This window comes from Roseofilum halophilum BLCC-M91, assembly GCF_030068445.1.
Lineage (GTDB): Bacteria > Cyanobacteriota > Cyanobacteriia > Cyanobacteriales > Desertifilaceae > Roseofilum > Roseofilum halophilum.
This window is the reverse complement of the sequence record NZ_JAQPOK010000115.1, coordinates 14720-35882: the sequence shown is the minus strand read 5'-3', so window position 1 is coordinate 35882 and position 21163 is coordinate 14720. Positions and strand designations below refer to the sequence as shown.

The following is a 21163-nucleotide window of genomic DNA, read 5'->3' as shown; positions in this document are numbered from 1 at the left end:
CAGCGCTTCGCGCGGTAATGAGGTACAGTCAGAAAAGATCCCCCTAAATCCCCCTTAAAAAGGGGGACTTTTACTGCCCCCCTTTTTAAGGGGGGTTGGGGGGATCGAAATGTACCGCATAGCAGCGAAAACTGCTGTAATTAAAATTCCACAATGTACCGCAGAACAGCGAAAACTGCTGTAATGCACCTCATAGCAGCCCGTAGCGCTGCATACTAATTCCCAATGGGGGGAGCTAGGGGTTGGCGTGGGGTTCCTCCTCCTCCCAGGGTTTCAGGGGTATTGTTATCGACGATGGATAAAGCTCGAAAGAGTTGATTGATATCCTCATAAAAGGGCCCAGAATTTTTACCAAAGGAATAACCGTAGGTCAACTCAAATTCTGTTTCGGCTCCGCTTTCCAGGGCGATCGCATAATTATCCCAAGCGGTATCATCAACAATATACCCCCCATAGTCCTGTAGGGCGTGAAATAGCTTTTTTCCCGGCAGGGTTTGCAGCCCTAAATCGTCTTCCCTCATCTCTGGAGGAATCGCTAACAGAGCGCCCATAACTAACTTCGGATTTGAGCCACCATATCGGAGGGGAGAATCATCCTTGTAGGCATAAGCATCAGAACGAACAGCCGGCCATCGATACCCTGGAGGTTCTCGATAGAGATATTGATGGGCATAAACCAATAATTTTAGAACATGGGGAATGGGAGGCGCAGAAGGCAACAACTCCCCTAAGCGAATGGTTCCCCCAATACTGGATAACCCAGAACCTCCTTGACCTCCCGTAATTCCCATGCCATAGATATTTTCTTCTCTGGGGGTAGGATGGCCAAAAACTGGCCCGCCTTTTTCGCAGCGAGTCAGAGGGTTTAACTGAATTAAAGTTTCTCCATCAGGAGCCAAAAAAGCAGCCGCATTATTCGGAGTTTTGTTTTCTGTGGCATCGGGCACAATTAAGTCTGCTCGAACATGAATCTTTCCTAATTGCCTACCCCCCAACTCGCATCGCCCCACCCCCCAGTTTTGCGGGAAATACCAAGGCACTTGAGGATCGGTTTCCTGGGTAACAATGTAATAGTTGATTTCCGGGGAAAACCGTTTGGCTTGACCTAAACCTGCCCCACTGTATTGGGCATCAGCACCAATGGGCATGTTCCAGATACTCTCGCTCGAAAACGGTTGATGATGCTTATCGCGCAGTTTGGGAACGGAGGAAGAAGAGGTGCTGCAAGCGATGATTAGGGTAACAACGAGGATCGATATCCAGAGCGATCGTTTTTTAAACATTCCTATAAACCAGTGAATTATCAATTGGAGCGTGGTAATTACTGGGCATCAGTAATCTTTACATCAGTTGGCGATCGCTTTATGGTATGAGTAGTGGTAAAACAGATTTCATTCGAGTATGCCAGCTAAAGACATATTTCATCATACCGTTAAAACAGCCCTCGAAAAAGATAAATGGACAATTACCGATGAAAATCTCTTTATTCAAGTTGAGGATATTGATTTTTACATAGACCTAACAGCAGAGAAAATTTTAGCTGCTGAAAAAACCGGTAAAAAAATAGCCGTAGAAATCAAGTCTTTTTAGGCCCCTCAGATGTATCTGAATTTCACCTAGCTCTGGGTCAATGTCTCAACTACCGTTCAGCCTTGAGATTGACTGAACCGGATCGGGTTCTGTATTTAGCGATTCCAGTCGATGTTTACAATGAGTTTTTTAGTCGCCAGTTTATTCAAAGAATCATTGGTGAATATCAACTCAAATTACTGATTTTCAATCCAGCGCAAGAGGAGATTGTTCTATGGAGAGACTAAATTATCCAGAAATCGTCCAAAATATTCTAGAGCGTCATGCTAAAAATCACTCAAATCGCCAGACGGAAGTTAAATCGTTATTTGACACGGAGCGCGATCGCTATCAAGTTATGAATATGGGTTGGCAGAATTTCACACGAGTCTTTGGTTGTATTATTTATGTAGAAATTAAAGAGGGTAAAATTTGGATCGAACGGGATGGGACAGAAATTGGAGTAGCTAATGAATTAGTAGAAGCTGGAGTCCCTAAACAGGATATCGTTTTGGCTTTTAAGGCTCCATATAAACGAAAATTTACTGACTTTGCTGCGAGTTGAGCTTATTGGGTGGGAAGAAGAGGTGCTGCAAGCGATGATGAGAGTAACAATGAGGATTGATATCCAGAGCGATCGCTTTCTGTACATTATTCTAGGGGATCGAATTTCGATTGGATCGTTAATCCATTTTACCCTCTTTTTTGTCCCATAATAACTGATTGATATAATTAAAACAAAAATTAATATAGTAATAAATAAAGCTAACAATCCCTAGGAGTTTAAATCCATCCTCAATTATGTTTTTTGTGCCATCTTTTATCCAAGCCTCTGGAAAATAAGATGTTGTTTGGTCGCATACAACAGATAATAAAAAACATGAAATAGCAATAATCAATAATGAAAAACGAGTTTTTAGAATTGTTTTTCTGTTTTTCAAAGCATACCATAGCCCGAATATCAGATAAATTACCACCACCCTTTTTTCGCTGGTATATAAATATTTGTATAAATAGTTAGGAAAAACCTCTTCATGAAGTAAGAAAAAATCATCGAAGAGGAGTAAACAGTTGATGGCTCCAGAACCCAATAGAAAAGACGACATCATCGGAGTCGAATGATTGCGAGTAATCGCAAAAGTAAAGAAACAAATTGAGGTTGAAGCACACCACATTAAGATCCCTATATTGGAAATAATCCCGATATAAAATGGGGCTTCTAAGATAGCCGACGGGTCTCGGGTTAGATAACCCGGGTCAATCGAATTTTGCAACTTAAGAATTAATAGGGTTAACAGAACTGTTGAAAATAGAAAAATAATTGTTTTATTTTTTGCAATTTTAGAGATAAAGCTATGGGGTTTTGGAGCTAATTTTTTCTCTGAATACATTGTAAGAGTGGTGAGTTCCTAAAGGCTGAAGTTATCCCAAGATTAAAGGAAAGTAGTATTAAATTTATTAATTTTTAATCTTTTCTTAATCTAACATTAAAGTTAGTTGATCAAGGAAATCTTTATTTTTTGTTACATACAGACCAGTTGGTGAGGCAACAGATCCCAGCAGGGATGTCCCTCAAAAGAGCGGAAAGGGCGGTATCCGCGATCGCCTCCGGTAATTTTTAGCGATTTAAATAAACTTTTTTGATTTCAGTAATTCCCAATTGAACAAAGTAATAAAACCAGCTCACAATACCCAGTATTTTAAATCCATCCTCTAGCAACAAATTATTCCCATTATCCAGCCAGTAATCCGGTATAGGAAAAACCTCCTTATCAAATAGAACAGATAAGCCAAAGAAGATCAAGGCAAAAACAAAGGAAATATTGTCTGTAGATAAAATCATTCGGCGAAAGATGGATAAATAGGCTATGACAATCAATAAATAAATAAACACAATACTTTCTTCTGGAATCTTCAAATATTGGGGGAAACCAATGGAATGAAGAACAAATAAATCGTCAAATAAAAGGAAAGCAGTCAGTGCGCCTGAAGCCAGAAAAAACAGTTGCAACCTCTTTTTTTGTTTGAGTTCGATCAGAAGAGCAAAACAAAACCAGCAGACGGTAGTTGCAGCGCACCAGAAGAGAATACCAATATTAGACAACGCCCCTGTATAAAATGGGTTATTTCCTACAGCAATTGGATCGAGAGTAAGATAATAGATCGGCACTCTATCTTGAATTTTAATTAAGACCAGAATCGCCAAAATGGGAAAGTACAAAAAGACCAAGACTCCCAGAGTTTTCTTTAGGTTAGAAAAAATCATAATTTAGTTTAAATACGTTATTTCTCTTAAGTTTGAGGGAAATGTTTGAATATCCAGCGTTTCATAAATCCTAAACAAAGACGTTGAAAATACTCTGTTCCTAGACTGGGAGGGTATAAGAATAAAGATTGCAATAATTTGTTTCCGGCGGGTTGAATGTCCTGGCGATTATGACTACATTGAATATAGCGTTGAGCGCAGTATTGAAAAAAACCTGCAAGACTTTGTTTTTTCAGATGTTGGTATTGAAAAGGTGCTAAATTATAGGCTTTTTCTATGGTATAAACTCCTGCTTTTTCCATTTTAGGGATATTGGATGAACTGGAGGTGGTAGACTGACGGTACAAAATTTGGTGCTTAGGTACAACAATAAAGGGCCATTGAGCGGCTAACCGAATATAATAGTCCCAATCTTCCGAGGGGGTGCAGTTGGGATCGAATTCTCCGACTGAATCAATTGCCTGACGGGTGACTAAAGGATTGGAACCATGAAGGAGAAAATTAGAGATTAAAAGTTGAGGATAAACATTTCCTGAAAAGTAAACTGGTTTACCCGGTAATTGTCGATCTTCTTCACCGTCTATAAAATCAATTGTCCAACTATAAGCGACTCCGGCTTCTGGGTGTTCTTGCAATGCTTGAAGTTGGAGTTCTAGCTTGTCAGTTGTCCAGCGATCGTCTGCATCAATAAAGGCAATATACTCTCCTGTAGCGTGCGATATGCCTCGGTTTCGGGCCATCGCAACTCCAGCATTGTTGTAGGATAGTACCCGAATCCTTGGATCTTGGCAAGTCTCAATGGTTTGAAGGGTGTTATCTGTGGAGCCGTCATTGATAATAATAATTTCAATATCAGAAAATGTTTGATTGATGACAGATTGAAGGGTGGAAGCGATCGTTTTTTCTGCATTATAGGTAGGAATAACAATTGAAATTTTAGGCATAAGCAAATAGAGCTAAATTGCTATGATGTTTGTTAATTTCCTGTAAAGTCATCTACTTTTGTAAATATTTGGTTCAGCTTTAGTGTATCTGAACTCGGTAATGGAGGACTTAATAATGAGGTGATGTTAGCGGATAAATGATCGAGGTTTCCTGTTCCAAATAGCACCAAGTCAATTCCCGGTTGATGGCGGGAAAAGCGATACGCTGCATCAGTAATGTTTTTAGCGCCCTGTTCGTGAAATAGAAAACCTAGAGGGTTGTCTCGATCTAGATCTTCTAGCTCAGAATATCCCATATTTTTTAATCGGAGTATGGCTTGTTTAAGATTTTCTTGATTGCTTAAGGCGCGACGGACTGCAAACATTGCTAGTACCCCAATTTTTTTTTCAATCGCTTGAGGTAAAACTTGGTGTTGTGCGGATTGATTGAGGATATTGAATCCTAACATAATGGTGTCCCAACAATTGTCTTGAACGGCACGCTGCAACATTTGATGGCTAGGATCGTCGATAAAGGCTTCAGTAATGCCAAGAAACCTGATTTTACCTGCATCACGCATCTTGAATAAAATGGGGACGAGTTCGGTTAAGATATAGTCATATTGATCGGGTTTGACACCGTGAAGATTATAAATATCAATATAGTCAGAACGAAGATTGTACAGGCTATTGTCAATTCCCTTAGCCAGCTCTTTGCTCGTAATTAAGCGGTCTTTATCGATGAGGTTTTTTTTGGTCGATAGAATGACTTGTTCGCGCGGGATCGGTTGAATGGCTTTCCCGATGATATGCTCTGTATGATAAGCTTCAGCAGTGTCCAAGAAATTAATGCCGAAATCAAGTGCTGTACGCACTAATTCTACGGATTCTTTTTTGTTTTTACCGGTTTTTTGACCAATTTGGCTATATCCACCACTGCCTAAACCCATAACGCTTACTTGAAGTCCAGTGCGACCAAGGGTAGTATATTTCATGGTGGTTTGGTCGATCTGGGTCAGGAGTTCTGGACTACGCTGGGGCGGTTGAGTGGTGTCGGTGAAGTCGGCGATCGCCTCTAGATATCGCTTAATGTATCTTTTTATCATGCTACTCTGTTCCTACCTAAGACTGTGAGTTGACTAATTGTATAGAATCACTCTTTATGCCATCTGCTTTAATCTTCTGTAAATCTTGCAGCATTTTAGTTCTGGCGCTTTGTATTGCTGCTTTCAATGGCGATCGCTCTACTTTCAATGTCCGCACTCGGCGATCGGGGTGACGCTGTAGGTAATAATATAAATTATTTTCCAATTCAAATATTGCTCGATCAATTTGTTCTTCAACAGTTGATTCAGCCATCAATACATGCTCTTTGCAGTTATCTTGACACTCCATCAGTTGGAGATGATAATGCCCTTTCCGTTTGAGATAACAATCAAATCGAAGCGCCTCATACTCAAAAGCACAAAATATAACAGCTACACTAATTCCCGCTTTTAGACTTTTCCAATAGACTTGTAAGCTGGTGTTTTCCGTGATAAGAAAATGAACAACATCTTGTCTAGTTTCTTCTCTATTTAACTGGTGGTATTGATATTGCTTTCTCAGCCTGCGAGCCTGAAAATAAGAGGCAATATAGGTTGTTAGATAACGAATAAGAGGCATGATTTCAAGGAGAATTTACAATGATTCATAAATTGAAGGAGCTGACTTGATACTAGATTTAATTCAAAGTCACTCCTTTCTCTCAATCTAGTATCAAGTTGAGTAGCAAGCTTAAGTTGAATAGAGGTTTTGCCCTGGGTTTCTAGGGAGCTGTAACGCCTTCCAATTCATGATAGGCTTCAACAAGCCTAACAGCATAATTCTCTTCAATCCATAGAGGAAATAACCAGCCAACTTCTTGGGTCTGGGAATAACCAGAAAGCGATGATCTCGAACAAATTTCTCAGTATGTTTGGGGAAAGGTGCATCATCTGCGAGATTCCACTTTTGACGACAATGCTCTACACTAATTTTGCACCAGCTATCGCTCCAGCGAATAAAGAAAAATGGTAAATCAGACCGTGCAAATTCAGAAGGAGAGGGCACAACGTATGAAACCACAGCACTCGGTTCCAAATAAATCAGATGACCAGCATTGGCAACTTGCATACAGAGGTCATCCTCTTCACACATATTCATGAATTGTTCGTCTAAGGGGCCAAAATGATCGAAAACTTCACGGCGAGTTAACATGCAATGAAATTCCAGGAGTTCTGTTGCTCCTGGTTTGATCTGAGACTCAAATTCTGCTAGTGGTCGAGTCATGAAAGGACGCTTCTGGATCATGGAGCGTTTACCATTTTTTTCCTTTAGTTCAATGGTTCCACCAGCGATATGAATGGTCTTAAAATCATCTCCAATCAAGGTTAGGGGGCCAACCAGCCAAGCACCAGTCTTTTCAGCCGTATTGACTAAGTTTTCTAACCAACCTGGCTTAACTAAAACATCATTATCAATAAAGACGAGGTACTTAGTTTTAACTTCAGCTAATCCCAAGTTCCGCGCTTGATTAGGAGCTAAAAAATGGTCAGTCCTGATCAGCTTAAACTGCTTCTCCTGAGCTTGCTGTTCAAGATAGGTTTTATAGGGAGCGGGTGAGTTGCCATCTACATAAACTAAATCAAAGGGGAAATGAGTATTTTGATAAATGCTTTCCAGAGATTTTTGAGTGTAGCTAAAACGCTCTCTAGGAACAACAACAACAGTAACTTGGGGGTTAGACATCGCTTTTCCTCAATATATTAGACAGTTTACACTCATTTATTAATCCTAAAGATAGCATATTTTTTCGCTGTTTTTACAATCTTTACAAAATCTTTGCAAATACCAGGCGTATTGAAATCCAATTGACAAAAGATGACATGAGTATATGGAGAATAAGAACACTGACTGCGACCGACAGAATTCCATAGGGCGTTACGATCCAAAGCACCACGGCAAATATTAGGGTGTAAAGTAGATCGAGTTGTAAGGAAATATGAGTTTTATCAACAGTATTGATTAAAGTCGCAGAGGCCCATTTATAGGCTCTAGGAATAACCGAAAGACAAATAATCATTAAAACAGGAATGGCTTCCGACCACTTAGAACCAAAGATGATGGGAACATAGAAAGGAGCAAGTAGGGTTTGGAGCAATACTAAGGGAATTAGAATTTTGGCTACTTTTTTCAGGCTATGGAAATATTCTTGTTTCAGAAGATGGATTTGATCCCGAACGGAACACAAATGAGGAAATAGGGCTGACATTAGAGCGTTAACGACATTCATGGTAATTCCCGATCCGGCATTAAAAGCGAAGAAATAAATCCCTAGAGCATCTAATCCTAAAATCTTCCCTACAATTAAGTAATCCAAGTTATTTTTGATTCGGATTAAGAGATCGATTCCGAGCATATTACGCCCATAGTTAATTACAGTTTTCCATTTTGCAAATGTAATGGATTTTCGAGGTCTCCAAGGGTGATTTTTCCAAGTTATTAGAATCCAGATGGGAGTGGATAATACCAGGGATAAAACGATCGCCCACACGCCAAAGCCGAATAAGGCGAGGGTAATTGTCACTACATTACTAATGAGAGACTGTGCTGCGTAACAAAAAGCACGGATTTTTAATCGATTTTCGCGATCGATCAAGGCCCCTTGCACCATGAAGAAAGGAAATAATAAATACATGGAAGATAGGGCACAAAGGGGTAAGACCAACTCTGGAGTGCCGTAGAGATGGGCGATGGGAAAAGCCATTCCACATTGTAAGAGTGTGATTGAAATACAGAGTATCCAGTTAATCCAGTATGAAGTATTACAGATATCTTCTAGATCTGCTTCGTCAGCTTGAATAATTTTTGCTCCTAATCCATTTCGGAGGGTTAGTACATTAGCAAACTCAAAAACGGTATAAACGATCGCCATCAACCCGTAATCTTCTTGACTAAACATTCGTGCCAAAGTCACGGTTGTCCCCAAGCGGAAAATACGGTTAGCCAGTTCTGCCAGTCCCAACCATCCAGCATTGCGTAGAAATTGATTGGAGAGCAACTGTTTCCAGCGATCGATGTTTAAAAGTTTTCCCACCATTCGTTTGTATAATTGAGTTTACTCAGTTAATTATTTCAGAACAAAGATCTGCCGACGTAAGCGATAAACCCACTGTAAAAACTTTTGATATCGATCGGGGCCAAGGGCTTGCATCAAAACAATCGCTACACTCAAACGCCAATATTCCTTAGTCCAGATTAACTGGGGATAGTAAGTTATAGCAATTTCACGAAACTTAGCTGCTGTCTGATAATCTTTGGCGGCACTTTGTAAAGGCTTCCAAGCCAAGCACAAATTAGCTCGACCATAACTCTTATTCTTCATAGATTGAATATCTGGAGGGGCTGAATTAAAAGCTTTTTCAATGACAATCTTGTAGCTTTCTTCCATGGCACTCCAATTCCGAGAGGCACTATTGGCATGTTGCCGATAGTAAACTAAAGGTTCAGGGACAACCGAAAATTGGTAGTGAGAGGCAATACGAAGCCACATATCCCAGTCTTCTACAAATGACTTTAAATTTCTATCAAACAGACCACAAGTTTCAAAACATTTTCGGCGCACCATAGCCACACTCCCACATCCCACAATATTCTCTTCAATTAAAGTTTGCCAAACCTTTCCTTGTGCCTCACTTTTAAAAAGTCTACCTGTCTTTTTTCCTTCAGCATCAATCAGTAGTACCCAGGTATAAACCAGTCCAATCTTAGGATTTTGTTCTAAACTCTGTAGCTGTTTTTCTAGTTTACTTTTTTCCCAGAGATCGTCAGCATCTAGAAAGGCAATGTATTCCCCTTGAGCGTGGGCAATGCCTGTATTTCTTGCTCCAGCTAAACCTTGATTTTCTTGGGAAACTAACTTTACTCTAGGATCGCTAACTTGAGCTACCCATTGAGGGGTATCATCGGAACTGCCATCATTGACGATAATGATTTCAAAATCTTGCCAGGTTTGTTGCAGAAGATTTTCCAGGGTTTCGGGAAGATAAGCCATGGCATTATAAGCGGGAATAATGACAGAAATTTTAGGCATAATCTTCCTCCTGATTTTGAGTTTTCCAATCCCAACCGGCTACAGCGAAAACGGTAAACCAGTAGAAGAAGTAGGTGGTATGAGTCCAGATATTTTCGGTAATCATGCCGACAGATAAGCCTGCGAGGAGGGCCAGCAGAGTGAAACTTAAATCTTGTTGTGCGCTGTTTGGGGCAGATCTGCGGATGAGCTGAAGTAAGCGGATAGCCTGAGCGCCAATAAAGGTGAGAAAACTGGTAAATCCGATGATTCCACCTTCGACTAGGGCGCGAACATAGTCATTGTGGGGTTCTAGACCATTGGTGCTGATATATTTACCCAGGCCGAGTCCAAAACCGAGCCAGGGATGATTTTGCCATTGGGTGAGTAAGTAATGCCATTGAGAGAGTCGCCAGTTGAAGCTGTTGCCATCGCCTTGGGAGAGGAGGATGGCTTTCCAAATGTCCATATCTGGGTTTAAGAGCGGGGTTTCGGCAATGGAGCTTAAGCGTTCTTGGCCAAATTCGGTGCTGGCGAATAATCCGAGAACTAAGGTTAGGAGCGCGATCGCCCCCAAGACATTGACAGCATTCATCCGTGGCACGAGAATACAAAATAGAAATACTGTCAGCATCATCAGACCAAATAGGGCTTTAGTGGCCACAAAGAACATCACCACAGCCCCCAGTACCCACAACCAACGAGTCCGAAACTGAGCATGGCGTTGTTTCCAGTAGGATAAGCCAATAAACAAATAGAGAAAGCTAGTAAAAGTATTCGGATGCCCCAGACTGCCGTTAATGCGAGTTCCTGCTTCAAATGCTCCCCCCCCTTGATAGAGAAATCGCTCCGGGAGCGCGGAAGGGATGAGCAGTTGCAGGGAGGCTAACGCTAAAGGAATAGCCAATCCCCAAAAGAGCAGGGTCATCATTTGCTCAGGAGGTACTCGTCCTTTGAGTTGCATCACTAATAGATAAACCATCAGCCAGGCAAACAGGCGTATCCATTCCCGTAAGGCGGAGGAGAGATAAGAGCCATCTAAGCCTAATCCTCCAAGGGGCAGCAAAATTACCCAGAGGGCTTGGAAGGCTAACCAGAGGATGAGAAACCACCATAAGCCATCGGTTTTCACCGGTTGACGGGTGAGCAGTTGTACGAGGACATAGAGGAGGGTAAGGACAATCATTCCTAGACCAAAGGCAGCCGGGAGCCGGAAGTCGGAAAAGATATCTAGGGAGGTTCGCAGAATGAGTAAGCCAATCACCGTGGTTTCAAAGTAGGTGAAGAAACAGAGGAGGCTCATTCCTGCAATCAGAGCCATGGCCAAGAGTTTGGGTTTGAGTCCCACCAGAAAACCGGCGATTAAACCCATGAACAGGGTGACGAGGGAGAGTAAGCCGATGGAGGTAATTTTACTGAGTTTAGAAGTAGTATCAGCCACGATCGCCTCCTTTGCCTTTGTTCGCAGCTTGCACTTGCCCTGAGCGCAGCCGAAGGGAGGATTTCACGGCGGGCAATTTTCCCTTGACAGGATATCGATAATAGGCTGTTGTATAAGCGGTCATGCCATTGACTGCTACTCCCATCACCTTCACGCCATTACTTTTCAAGTCCGATACGGCTCGGATGAGGATATCTTTGGGCGTGACATTGGGGCGAGTAATGAGCAATAAACCATTGCTATCGCGACTGAGGCTATGGGCATCGCCACAACTGCTGATGGGGGGTGTATCGATAATGACCAGATCGTAGGTTTGGGCGGCTTCTTCGAGTAAAGCGTGGAGCCTGGAAGACTCCAGCAGTTTGGAGGGGTGAGGGGTGAGTTCTCCAGAAGGCAGTAGGTCTAGGTTGTCGATTTCTGTGGGTTGTACGGATTGGGATAGGGGGCGATCGCCGTTTAAACTTTCCGTCAAACCCGGTTGCGTGTCTCGCTGCCAGATTTGGTGTTGTCGAGGACACCGCAGATCGGCATCGATAATCAGAGTACGGCGACCTAGGAGAGCGGAGACGGCGGCTAAATGGGCGGCAACGGTTGATTTACCTTCCGAGGCGATCGCGCTGCTAATCACCACCCTTTTCAGGGGGTCTGAACTCCGAAACTCTAAAGTTTTCAGCAATAAACGATAGGGTTCCACAAACCGGCCATTGTCCAGAAAAGCTTCAGGAGGCGTTAACTTCAGAACCGGAGCCGTTAAATTAGGCAATACCCCCAGCAGGGGCAACTTCAGCAACTCTTCAATTTCCCCATCATCATGGAGAGTATTATCAATAATTTCCAACAGCACCACTAAACCTACCGCCAGCATCAGTCCAAATGCTGTGGCTAAAACCAAAATCACCTTGGCGCTCGGTGTTTCGTCTCCACTGCCCTCTTCTGCCAGTTCAATAATGCGAATGTTACCTAACAGTTGAGTTTCTGCTAATCTGGCTTCTTCAAGTTTTCCTTGCAGAAATCTCAAGGTTTCTTCCGCCTCTTCTCGTTGGCGCACTAACGCCATTAAAGGCTGTTGTTTCAGGGGCAATTCATCCAGACGAGCTAATAAATTTTGTCGTTCTCGACGCAAGACGCGAATTCGGTCTGCTAGAGCGACGCTCTGGGACTGAGCGGTAATCAAGTCAGCAATTAAATTCTCACTCAGTTCATCAGACGTAATCCCTTGCCGAAGCAACGTTTCACCAGGAGGAACCACAGCAGCAAGTTTCTGTTGATACAGTTCAACCAGAGCCTGGCGCTGGGCTGCTAAGGACTGAACAATGGGATTTTCGTCCGTAAATCGCGATCGCGCAGCAACCAATTCCCCTTCCACTCCTGCTAATTGATTTCTAATCTCTTCTATCTCCTGGTCTCCCCCCACCCGGCTGCCAATATAGGCACTTTTCGGATTATCAATTCCCGTCAGTTGGCGCAATTGCTCCACTTGCGTGATTCTCTCTTGATACTCAGCAACCACAGCCGTCTCTTGAGCTTCCAAATTTCCTAAACTAGCCACCAACTGAGCCGTTTGTTCCTCCACATTCACTAAGCCACTCATCCTACGGTATTCATTTTCCGCTTGTTCGGCGGCTGCTGTAATTTCCCGTTGCCTGGGAACCTCTTGCTCTAGGAACTCTCGTACTGCTTTAGCTTCTAGGCGAATTTCCCTCACGCTTTCGTCTACCATCGTTTCAGCAATAGAATTTAGCAGTTCTACCGCTAAGGCTTCCGATTCATTCTGATAACTGACCTCTAGAATATTGGTCGCTGGAATAACCGCTATGTTTAAGTGCTTACGCACTTCTTGTAATGTGGGAGGTACAGCCAGGGGGTCGAGGGCTTCGATATCAACCCGATCGAGGGCTTCTTGAATCACCCGTTGTGACTTAATTAACTCTGATTGCGTCGCTAAAGGACTTGATTCTCCCGTGCGATAACTCCATACTTGACTAATATCCCGACTTAACTCCGATATCCCCAACTGCCGGTCATTAAGAATTAATCGCGCCTTAACTTCATATTTGGGAGCAGCGAGGAACAGATACGCCACTCCACCACCAAGGGTAGAAAGCAATGCCAGAATTGCCACCCAACCGCGACGATGCCAAACTGAATGTAGAGAGGGTAAGCTGTGTTCCATGTCCATTATTTGGGTTCAATCCTGCGAGGCAATTTTAACCGATTCCGTTTGGCTAAATTTTTTTGAAATCCCTCCACGACAATGCGACTGGTCACGACTTTATCGTATAGCTTCAGTTTTTCATAAGTAATATTTTGCCAGTTGTAATGGGTTTTAATGTGATTTTGGGCAATTTGAGCAACGTTCTGGAGTTGTTCTGGATGGGCGATCGCATATTCTAACTTCTGGGCACACCCTTCAATATCCCCTACCGGAAACAAGAGTCCTCGCTCCTCGTTTTGACCGATAAGCTGTTCGTGGGCTTCAATATCACTCGCCAGCACTGGAATTCCTTCTTGCATCGCTTCGAGCATCACCAAAGGTAGCCCTTCTAGATCCGAGGGCAGCACAAATAAACTCGCCCCCCGTACCACATCCGCCAATTGCTGTCCCCTCACTTCCCCCGTAAACACAATATTGGGATTATGACCGGCGAGTTTCTCTAGATACTGAGTATATTCTGCGGTATGACACCCTCCGCCCCCAATCACTAATCTCCAAGGAGGCAATTTTAGAGATAAGTAAGCTTTTAGCAATAGCTCTGGGCGTTTTTCTGGAACCAACCGCCCTAGAAACAGAATATATTTATGAGTATTTAATCCCAGGGATGTTAGATAGGTACTGTGAGGATCTGAACCTAAATAGGTAGCGGGTGCATTGGGAATATAGGGAGTAATAATCCCATAGGTGGCTTTGAAGTAGTCTTGTAGAGCTTGAGAAACCACTGTAATTTCATCAGCGTAGCGGACAGCCGTCTTTTCTCCCAAATGAATCAATTGACTGGAAAAGGCTCCCCATTTCGATCGCTGCCAATCCAACCCATGACAAGTAACGATAACGGTGGTTGACCGAATGAGTTTAGGCAACCAAGTAAACAAAGCCGGCCCTAGGGCATGGATATGAACTAAGTCGTAGGCACGTAGGTTAGTGGCGATCGCCCCCAATGCCGAATTAAACACCGCATCAACTCCCTTAACCGGAATCGATGGCAATGAAATCACGTTCACACCCTTCACTTTCACTGATGAAAACCAAGGCGTTTCCGTGTAGCTTGAGCGGGCAAATAAATCGACTCTATGCCCCTCCCCTACCATCCTGGGATACAGTTCTTGGCAGTAATGCTCTATCCCACCCTGTTTTGCGGGTAGCCCCTTTGCACCGATCACTGCAATCCTCATGATTAGCTACCCCCTGGAAAGCACCGTTTTATACAAAAATAAATTTTTGTACTTTTTCTCTTCAAGAGAATCAGGCTCAATTAAGGTCAGTTTAATTTTAGGTTAACCTTAATGAGCCATTGGGACTATAAACCATTTTCGATCTAAAATCAATCAGTTTTCTACATTTCTTTCCCCATCTGTCTCCTTTGTTTCATTTCCTCATAAAGATTGATGACGACTTCTTTGGCATTATAGGGTTGTACAGCTTGACGACAAATTGAGGAAGGATACTGATGGGGATTGTTAATAATTTTTCTCAAGGCTTGAGCGATCGCTTCCGGCGATCGAGTAGCAGAAATCTCACCACTTCCAGGAATTAAAATTCGCGGCGTTTCTCCACAAGCCGTACTAACAACAGGATTTCCACAAGAAAGAGCTTCTAAAACCACAATCGGTAATCCTTCATAAACACTGGTTAAAATACATGCTGAACTTAATTGATGGTATTCAACTAACTTTTCTTGAGCAACAGCCCCTAGAAGGGTAACTTTTTTGGACAGGTTTAACCGTTCAATTTCAGACTCTAGTTCAGGTCTTAATTCTCCTTCCCCAGCAACCCATAGATGGATGTTAGACTCTTTAAGTATTCCTACAGTTCTGACAAGTAACACAGGATCTTTCTGAGGATGAAGACGACCCGCAAACAAGATAAAATGGGTATCTGGCGAGAGATGCATCTTCTGTGCCAGCTCTTTTCTCTTTTCCTCTTTTTCCCAAGCTTCCAGAGGATGAAAACGCTCTAAATCGACTGGATTTTTTATCCCCTGCACCCTAGAAGATAAATCAGGATAGCGTTCTTGGTAAAAATTCGTAGATTCCGTGTTACAAGAATAGAGTCGATCTAATCCTTGCATCAGTCTATTTTCCAGCACAAAATAGGCCCCAGGGAAATATTGCCACAATAAAGCCTTCTTCCCTGTCGTAGACTTCATTTGTTGTTGAATATCATTATGAATAAATAAAGCTTTCTCTCCCTGCCATTTCCCCGCAACCAACGTTGGCTCAATGCGATGAAAGTGCATAAAATCAGAACTCAAATCTTTTCCCATCAAAGCTTGCGTATATTTTAAAGTCGTAGGTATCCAGCGCCTGACATTATCTTCTTCCAGGGGAATAACTGGCATAAACTTCAACGCTCGTCCCGCCAATTCTTTATCCTGCCATTTTCCCAACTCACCAGCATCTTCTCCTGTCCCCACCAACCGCACTTCAAAATCTGAAGGGGCATATTTAATAAAATTACAGATTACGCTTTGAATACCACCAATACTACTTTTCCAGGGATTAAATTGATATAAAATCGTTAATATTAGTTTTTTTTTCATCTTTTGGTACTCATAGTCTTTCCCAATCAGAATAAGGCCAATTCGTAGGGTGGGCAATGCCCACCTGACCCACCGATCTTTCCCTACATCAAAACCTCATCATAAATGTCCGCCATTGTCAAGGTTAAACCCACTGAATTCAACTCTAAACTATCATCTGGCTCCAAAATTTCCAGCGACCAATTTCCATCCGTATTCCGTCGATACACTTCCACCTTCATTTCAGTTTGAGACACCAGAACATATTCCTGTAAACTGGGCAAACTTTGATAATTTAACCGTTTTTCTCTGCGATCTAAATTCTGAGTGGAAGGGGAAAGCACCTCCACAATTAAACAGGGACGAGTTTTATAATATTTTTCCGTATCTTGAGGATCGCAGGTTACCATAACATCGGGATAATAAAAAAGCTCCGCAGTATCGCGAGCAATAGGCATATTAACCTTCATGTCTGACATAAAGGTTTTACAACCACTGCCCCGCAAGTGAGAGTTTAAGAAACTCGCAATATTGAGAGTAATACGATTATGTTCTTCACTGCCACCAGACATGGCGAATATCTGTCCGCCCAGATATTCATGGCGAATGGGACTATTTTTTTCGCCTTCAAGATAGTCTGTTACGGAAATTAATGCTGGAGAAAGTTTCATGATGTTGTTCTAGTTTTTCCAACTTTTTATAATTATGTTGGTTTGGTGGGCATTGCCCACCCTACGCATGTCTTAATGTTACATCACTTTTTGGCGATATTTTACCCTTTATCGTTGATGTTGAATATTGGTAGGGGCGGGTTTGAAACCCGCCCCTACAACCTTAATTTGTGTTGATTTTACGGTGCGTTAACTACAACTCTTTGACGCTCGAAACGAGTTGATTCACCATGTCTTTAGCGCTACCGAAAAGCATCATGGTTTTATCTTTGTAGAACAACTCATTATCTACACCTGCAAACCCCGTATTCATGCTCCGTTTAATCACAATGGTATGCTTGGCTCGGTCTACTTCTAGAATGGGCATTCCATAAATGGGGCTATCCTGATTACTGCGAGCAGCAGGATTGACGACATCATTGGCTCCAATGACTAAGGCGACATCGGTTTGGTCAAATTGGGGATTGATGTCATCCATGTCATAGAGTTGGTTGTAGGGAACGTTGGCTTCTGCTAACAGGACGTTCATGTGTCCCGGCATCCGTCCGGCTACGGGATGAATGGCATATTTGACTTCAACGCCTTGTTTTTCGAGTAAATCGGCTAACTCTCTTACTACATGCTGGGCTTGGGCAACTGCCATGCCATATCCGGGAACGACGACTACGGATTTGGAATAGCCGAGCATCATGGCTCCTTCTTCGGAGTCGATGCTGTGAACGGTTTGTTGTACTGCTCCTCCGGAACCGCCCGCACTACTGGTTCCTTCAGAGGTTCCAAAGCCGCTAAAGAGAACGTTGGTAAGGGTGCGGTTCATGGCTTTACACATGATTTGGGTGAGGATTAAACCGGATGCTCCGACTAATGCACCGGAGATAATCAGCACGTTGTTCATGACGACAAATCCGGCGGCACTGGCGGCTAAACCGGAAAGGGAGTTGAGCAGGGAAATGACTACGGGCATGTCACCGCCGCCAATGGGAATGACGAATAGAATCCCTAGGAGTAGGGCTATTCCAGTCATTACGAGGAAGATGGGGGCGTTGATGGAGTCGTAGAGTAAATAGCCGGTTGTGCCGAGGAAGGCGATCAGCAACAGGATGTTAATGGGTTGTTGCAGGGGAAATTTGATGGGCGCTCCGGTGAGTATGCCTTGGAGTTTTCCGAAGGCGATGAGGGAACCGGTGAGGGTAACGCCACCGATAAAGACGCTGAGAATGATGGAGAGATTGGCATCGATGGGAATGGGTTGCTGCTGGTTTAAGCGCCGCCAAAATTCACCGATCGCCACTAGAGCCGAAGCAGCTCCCCCTAAGCCGTTAAATAAGCCTACCATCTGCGGCATGGCAGTCATGGCTACTTGTTTGGCGGCGATCGCCCCAATCAGAGAGCCAATAATAATTCCCACCAAGATCAGTTCATAGTTAAGAACCTGTTGATCGAGCAGGGTAACTACAACGGCTAAAAACATGGCAATGGAGGCTAATAAATTGCCATTGCGAGCGGTTGCTGGAGAGCCGAGTTGTTTCAAACCAATGATAAATAGGGAAGCGGAAACTAGATATACCAGTTGAATCCCTGTGGGTAAATAATCTGTCATTTGGGTAATGGGTAATGGGTAATGGGTAATGGGTAATGGGTAATGGGTAATAGGTAATGGGTAATGGGTCTTAGCCTCCCTATCCCCCTATCTCCCCATCCCCAAGATCAGGCTTCTTTTTTCTTGAACATTTGCAACATGCGATCGGTGACTAAAAAGCCGCCTACTACGTTGATGGTGGCGCAGACAACGGCAATCAGACCAAGGATTACGCTAATGCTGAGGGTGCGATCGCCGGCCACAATTAAGGCCCCAATTAAGGCAATTCCGGAAATGGCGTTCGCCCCGGACATCAAAGGGGTGTGCAGGGTGGGCGGAACTTTGGTAATTACTTCAAAGCCCGCAAAACTGGCCAGCACAAAGACAAATAAAGCGCCGATTAATGATTCTGTCATGGTTTTGGTAATGGGTAATGGGTTAACGGTTACCCTCATCCCCCAGCCCCTTCTCCCACGGGAGAAGGGGGGAAAGTCCCTCTCCCACGGGAGAGGGATTGAGGGAGAGGGCATTTCCAAGCAGTTAACTGGTTACAGCAGAGTGTTCCCTGGCGATCGCCTCTTTAACTCGTTGATTGCGAACTTCTCCCCCGTAGGTGACACAAGTGCCGCTAATAATATCGTCTTCAAAATCAAGGTTTAACTCGCCTTCTTTGAGCAGATGATTGAGCAGCGTGGAAATGTTTTTGGCGTACATTTGTGAGGCATGAACCGCCATAGATGCGGGCAAATTAATTGGCCCAATGACGGTGACTCCTTCATAAACGACATCTTTACCCGCTTCGCTCACTTCACAGTTGCCCCCTTGTTCAGCCGCTAAATCGACCACGACTGAACCGGGTTTCATTTGCGCCACCATTTCTTTGGTCACCAACCGGGGAGCGGTTTTACCGGGGACTTGTGCGGTGGTAATCACCACATCTGCTGTTTTCACATGCTCGGCCACTAATTCTTGGGAGCGGCGTTTGGAGTCTTCGGAAATTTCCCGCGCATAACCCCCTTCAGCTACAGTGTCTTCATTGAGTTGGACTTCCACAAATTTCGCGCCCAAACTTTGTACTTCTTCCTTAACTGCGGGACGGATGTCAAAAGCTTCTACGACAGCGCCGAGTCGTCTAGCCGTGGCGATCGCCTGTAGACCAGCCACTCCCGCCCCAATCACAAACACCTTCGCCGGTCGAATGGTTCCCGCAGCCGTGGTTAACATGGGGAAGAACTTAGGCAGAACCGCCGCCGCGATCAGAACCGCCTTATAACCTGCTACCCCCGCTTGAGAGGATAAAGCATCCATACTTTGGGCGCGACTGGTACGGGGGATCAGTTCCATACTCAAGGCCGTGACCTGAGCATCGGCCAATTTTTGCATCATCTCCGGTTGGCCCAAGGGATTTAAAAAGCTGATGAGAACCTTTCCGGGAGTCAGTAGAGCCAGTTCTTCTTCCACAGGAGAGCCAACTTTTAGCAACACATCCACTTCGTTCCATAATTTCTCTTTATCAGAAATAACCTGCGCTCCCGCTTCCTCATAGGCAGAATCCGCAAAATAGGCTTGCTCTCCTAGGCCAGATTCGACCCAAATCTCTAACCCCTGTTTGCTTAACTTGGCGATCGCATCGGGAATCAGAGCCACTCGGCGTTCTCGATATTCAACTTCTTTGGCCACTCCTATTTTCATTGATATTCCTCTTTTATGGTGATCGATTAGCTATTGTAGAACTAGCCCCTTGGCTGGATGGATAGCACCGACTGAACGTAATTTGCATTTGGTTTTTATGGATCGTAAGCCGATCCCCGCAAACCCAGGGGGATCTTTAACTTGTTTTATGAATTAGGTATTTGTGGCACTTTTGTACCCCGCCTTACGTCCGCATTAGGGCCCTATGAAGATAACGTTTGTCAATCTTTGGGTTTCTTTTGGTAAAGTTTAGTAACGGTATCTTAAATTAAGGATGAGTGGATTGAGGAGTTTTCCTATGCTTAAAACATTAAAGTCGATCAAGTATCCTCTATTGGCTGCGGCGATCGCCACCGGTCTCGTAGCGGCTGTGCCCACCCTAACCTTGGCCAATGGTTTGCCCGGACTGACCATCTTTGGTGGCCCTGGACGGGAAAATACCCTGCCCTTCCGCCTCGACTATGATGGTATCGCCAATGAATGGGATCGCTATCGGTTAAGGGTTCCGACCAAAAAGCTCACGGAAGCAGTGCAGTCCTTTACCATCTCCTACTCGGAAAGTCCCGCCAACTTTACGGGCAAAATTGACCCGGATAAAGTGGAAGTCCGGATTAAAGGAGAGAGCCAGCCCCTAGAAGAAGTCATTTGGGATAAAGAAAATAAGCTGGTGGAGATTTATCCAGAAAATCCCATCCCCGCAGGAACGGCAGGACTAGAATTGGTCTTTTCCAATGTCAAAAACCCCGGATTTGGCATTTATCGGTTTAAGTGCCTCATCTTTACCCCTGGTGAAGTGCCTCTCCCCCGCTATATCGGCACATGGGAAGTGAGCATCAGTCCATAAATTAAAGGGGATGGGGGAGATGGGGGAGAAATAACCCATTACCCATTACCCATTACCTCTTCTACCCTTTCAGGGCACATCCCATAATATGGGGTATAATGAACGATTGTGGCATTTTTATGATTCGCTAACCCTTTAGGGAAAACAAATTCTATGAGTAAACGCACATTAGAAGGAACCAACCGCAAACAAAAGAGAACATCGGGATTTCGGGCCCGGATGCGGAGTCATACCGGCCGCCGAGTGATTCGCTCCCGTCGCAAAAAAGGTCGTCATCGGTTAGCAGTTTAAGCTTTGTGGCTAATGGGGGAATGGGGAGGAATTACCCATTATCAATTACCCATTACCAA

General features: G+C 43.9%; 20 protein-coding genes and 1 pseudogene. 4 read left to right on the top strand and 17 right to left on the bottom strand.

All coding sequences use genetic code 11. The annotated features are described in order from the left end of the window. Positions 1 to 215: 215 nt before the first annotated feature. A complete protein-coding gene (locus tag PJF56_RS15565; RefSeq protein ID WP_283763607.1) occupies positions 216 to 1283 on the bottom strand; it encodes a hypothetical protein in 1068 nt (355 codons plus the stop codon). Positions 1284 to 1401: 118 nt separating this feature from the next. Between PJF56_RS15565 and PJF56_RS22215 the strand changes: the two are divergent. Together PJF56_RS22215 and PJF56_RS15550 are read left to right on the top strand one after the other, a co-directional pair. After that, positions 1402 to 1817 (top strand): annotated as a pseudogene (locus tag PJF56_RS22215) (XisH family protein). Beyond that, positions 1805 to 2134, top strand: coding sequence for a XisI protein (locus PJF56_RS15550; protein ID WP_283763605.1), 330 nt, complete (start codon positions 1805 to 1807; stop codon positions 2132 to 2134). The pseudogene PJF56_RS22215 and the gene PJF56_RS15550 overlap by 13 nt, the downstream one beginning before the upstream one ends. A 118-nt stretch (positions 2135 to 2252) precedes the next feature. Here the strand turns inward: PJF56_RS15550 and PJF56_RS15545 are convergent, their stop codons facing one another. The 16 genes from PJF56_RS15545 to PJF56_RS15470 form a co-directional block, all read right to left on the bottom strand. Further along, positions 2253 to 2960 (bottom strand): hypothetical protein, encoded by a 708-nt coding sequence (locus PJF56_RS15545; RefSeq protein ID WP_283763604.1) that lies wholly within the window; start codon positions 2958 to 2960, stop codon positions 2253 to 2255. Between the two features lie 227 nt (positions 2961 to 3187). After that, positions 3188 to 3835: a hypothetical protein gene (locus tag PJF56_RS15540; protein WP_283763603.1), complete on the bottom strand. Its 648-nt coding sequence runs from the start codon at positions 3833 to 3835 to the stop codon at positions 3188 to 3190. A 26-nt stretch (positions 3836 to 3861) separates the two neighbouring features. Further along, complete coding sequence (locus PJF56_RS15535) at positions 3862 to 4779, bottom strand: glycosyltransferase family 2 protein (RefSeq protein ID WP_283763602.1); 918 nt, start codon at positions 4777 to 4779, stop codon at positions 3862 to 3864. Between the two features lie 32 nt (positions 4780 to 4811). Beyond that, positions 4812 to 5864, bottom strand: coding sequence for an aldo/keto reductase (locus tag PJF56_RS15530; RefSeq protein WP_283763601.1), 1053 nt, complete (start codon positions 5862 to 5864; stop codon positions 4812 to 4814). A gap of 16 nt (positions 5865 to 5880) precedes the next feature. Continuing rightward, positions 5881 to 6423, bottom strand: a complete 543-nt coding sequence (locus tag PJF56_RS15525; RefSeq protein WP_283763600.1) for a hypothetical protein — start codon at positions 6421 to 6423, stop codon at positions 5881 to 5883. Positions 6424 to 6534: 111 nt separating this feature from the next. Continuing rightward, a complete protein-coding gene (locus PJF56_RS15520; protein ID WP_283763599.1) occupies positions 6535 to 7527 on the bottom strand; it encodes a glycosyltransferase family 2 protein in 993 nt (330 codons plus the stop codon). An 82-nt stretch (positions 7528 to 7609) separates the two neighbouring features. Further along, positions 7610 to 8878 (bottom strand): lipopolysaccharide biosynthesis protein, encoded by a 1269-nt coding sequence (locus tag PJF56_RS15515; protein WP_283763598.1) that lies wholly within the window; start codon positions 8876 to 8878, stop codon positions 7610 to 7612. Between the two features lie 30 nt (positions 8879 to 8908). Next, positions 8909 to 9871, bottom strand: a complete 963-nt coding sequence (locus tag PJF56_RS15510) for a glycosyltransferase family 2 protein (protein WP_283763597.1) — start codon at positions 9869 to 9871, stop codon at positions 8909 to 8911. Beyond that, complete coding sequence (locus tag PJF56_RS15505; protein WP_283763596.1) at positions 9864 to 11291, bottom strand: O-antigen ligase family protein; 1428 nt, start codon at positions 11289 to 11291, stop codon at positions 9864 to 9866. The genes PJF56_RS15510 and PJF56_RS15505 overlap by 8 nt, the downstream gene beginning before the upstream one ends. Continuing rightward, positions 11284 to 13470 (bottom strand): GumC family protein, encoded by a 2187-nt coding sequence (locus PJF56_RS15500; protein WP_283763595.1) that lies wholly within the window; start codon positions 13468 to 13470, stop codon positions 11284 to 11286. The genes PJF56_RS15505 and PJF56_RS15500 overlap by 8 nt, the downstream gene beginning before the upstream one ends. Then, positions 13470 to 14681: a glycosyltransferase family 4 protein gene (locus tag PJF56_RS15495; RefSeq protein ID WP_283763594.1), complete on the bottom strand. Its 1212-nt coding sequence runs from the start codon at positions 14679 to 14681 to the stop codon at positions 13470 to 13472. The genes PJF56_RS15500 and PJF56_RS15495 overlap by 1 nt, the downstream gene beginning before the upstream one ends. Positions 14682 to 14842: 161 nt before the next feature. Continuing rightward, the gene (locus tag PJF56_RS15490; RefSeq protein WP_283763593.1) at positions 14843 to 16048 is read right to left on the bottom strand and encodes a glycosyltransferase; all 1206 of its coding nucleotides are present in this window, start codon (positions 16046 to 16048) and stop codon (positions 14843 to 14845) included. 83 nt (positions 16049 to 16131) lie between these two features. Beyond that, on the bottom strand, positions 16132 to 16698 hold the full coding sequence (locus PJF56_RS15485; protein WP_283763592.1) for a Uma2 family endonuclease: 567 nt from the start codon (positions 16696 to 16698) through the stop codon (positions 16132 to 16134). A gap of 193 nt (positions 16699 to 16891) precedes the next feature. Continuing rightward, positions 16892 to 18298, bottom strand: coding sequence for an NAD(P)(+) transhydrogenase (Re/Si-specific) subunit beta (locus PJF56_RS15480; protein ID WP_283763591.1), 1407 nt, complete (start codon positions 18296 to 18298; stop codon positions 16892 to 16894). Positions 18299 to 18405: 107 nt separating this feature from the next. Beyond that, positions 18406 to 18693 (bottom strand): NAD(P) transhydrogenase subunit alpha part 2, encoded by a 288-nt coding sequence (locus PJF56_RS15475; RefSeq protein WP_283763590.1) that lies wholly within the window; start codon positions 18691 to 18693, stop codon positions 18406 to 18408. Between the two features lie 124 nt (positions 18694 to 18817). Further along, positions 18818 to 19969 carry a Re/Si-specific NAD(P)(+) transhydrogenase subunit alpha gene (locus PJF56_RS15470; RefSeq protein ID WP_283763589.1) on the bottom strand — a complete coding sequence of 384 codons (1152 nt, stop codon included), beginning with the start codon at positions 19967 to 19969 and terminating at the stop codon, positions 18818 to 18820. 298 nt (positions 19970 to 20267) lie between these two features. Between PJF56_RS15470 and PJF56_RS15465 the strand changes: the two genes are divergently transcribed. Both PJF56_RS15465 and rpmH read left to right on the top strand, forming a co-directional pair. Next, the gene (locus tag PJF56_RS15465; protein ID WP_283763588.1) at positions 20268 to 20813 is read left to right on the top strand and encodes a DUF2808 domain-containing protein; all 546 of its coding nucleotides are present in this window, start codon (positions 20268 to 20270) and stop codon (positions 20811 to 20813) included. A gap of 153 nt (positions 20814 to 20966) precedes the next feature. Beyond that, positions 20967 to 21104, top strand: a complete 138-nt coding sequence (gene rpmH, locus PJF56_RS15460; protein WP_283763587.1) for a 50S ribosomal protein L34 — start codon at positions 20967 to 20969, stop codon at positions 21102 to 21104. Positions 21105 to 21163: the final 59 nt, after the last annotated feature.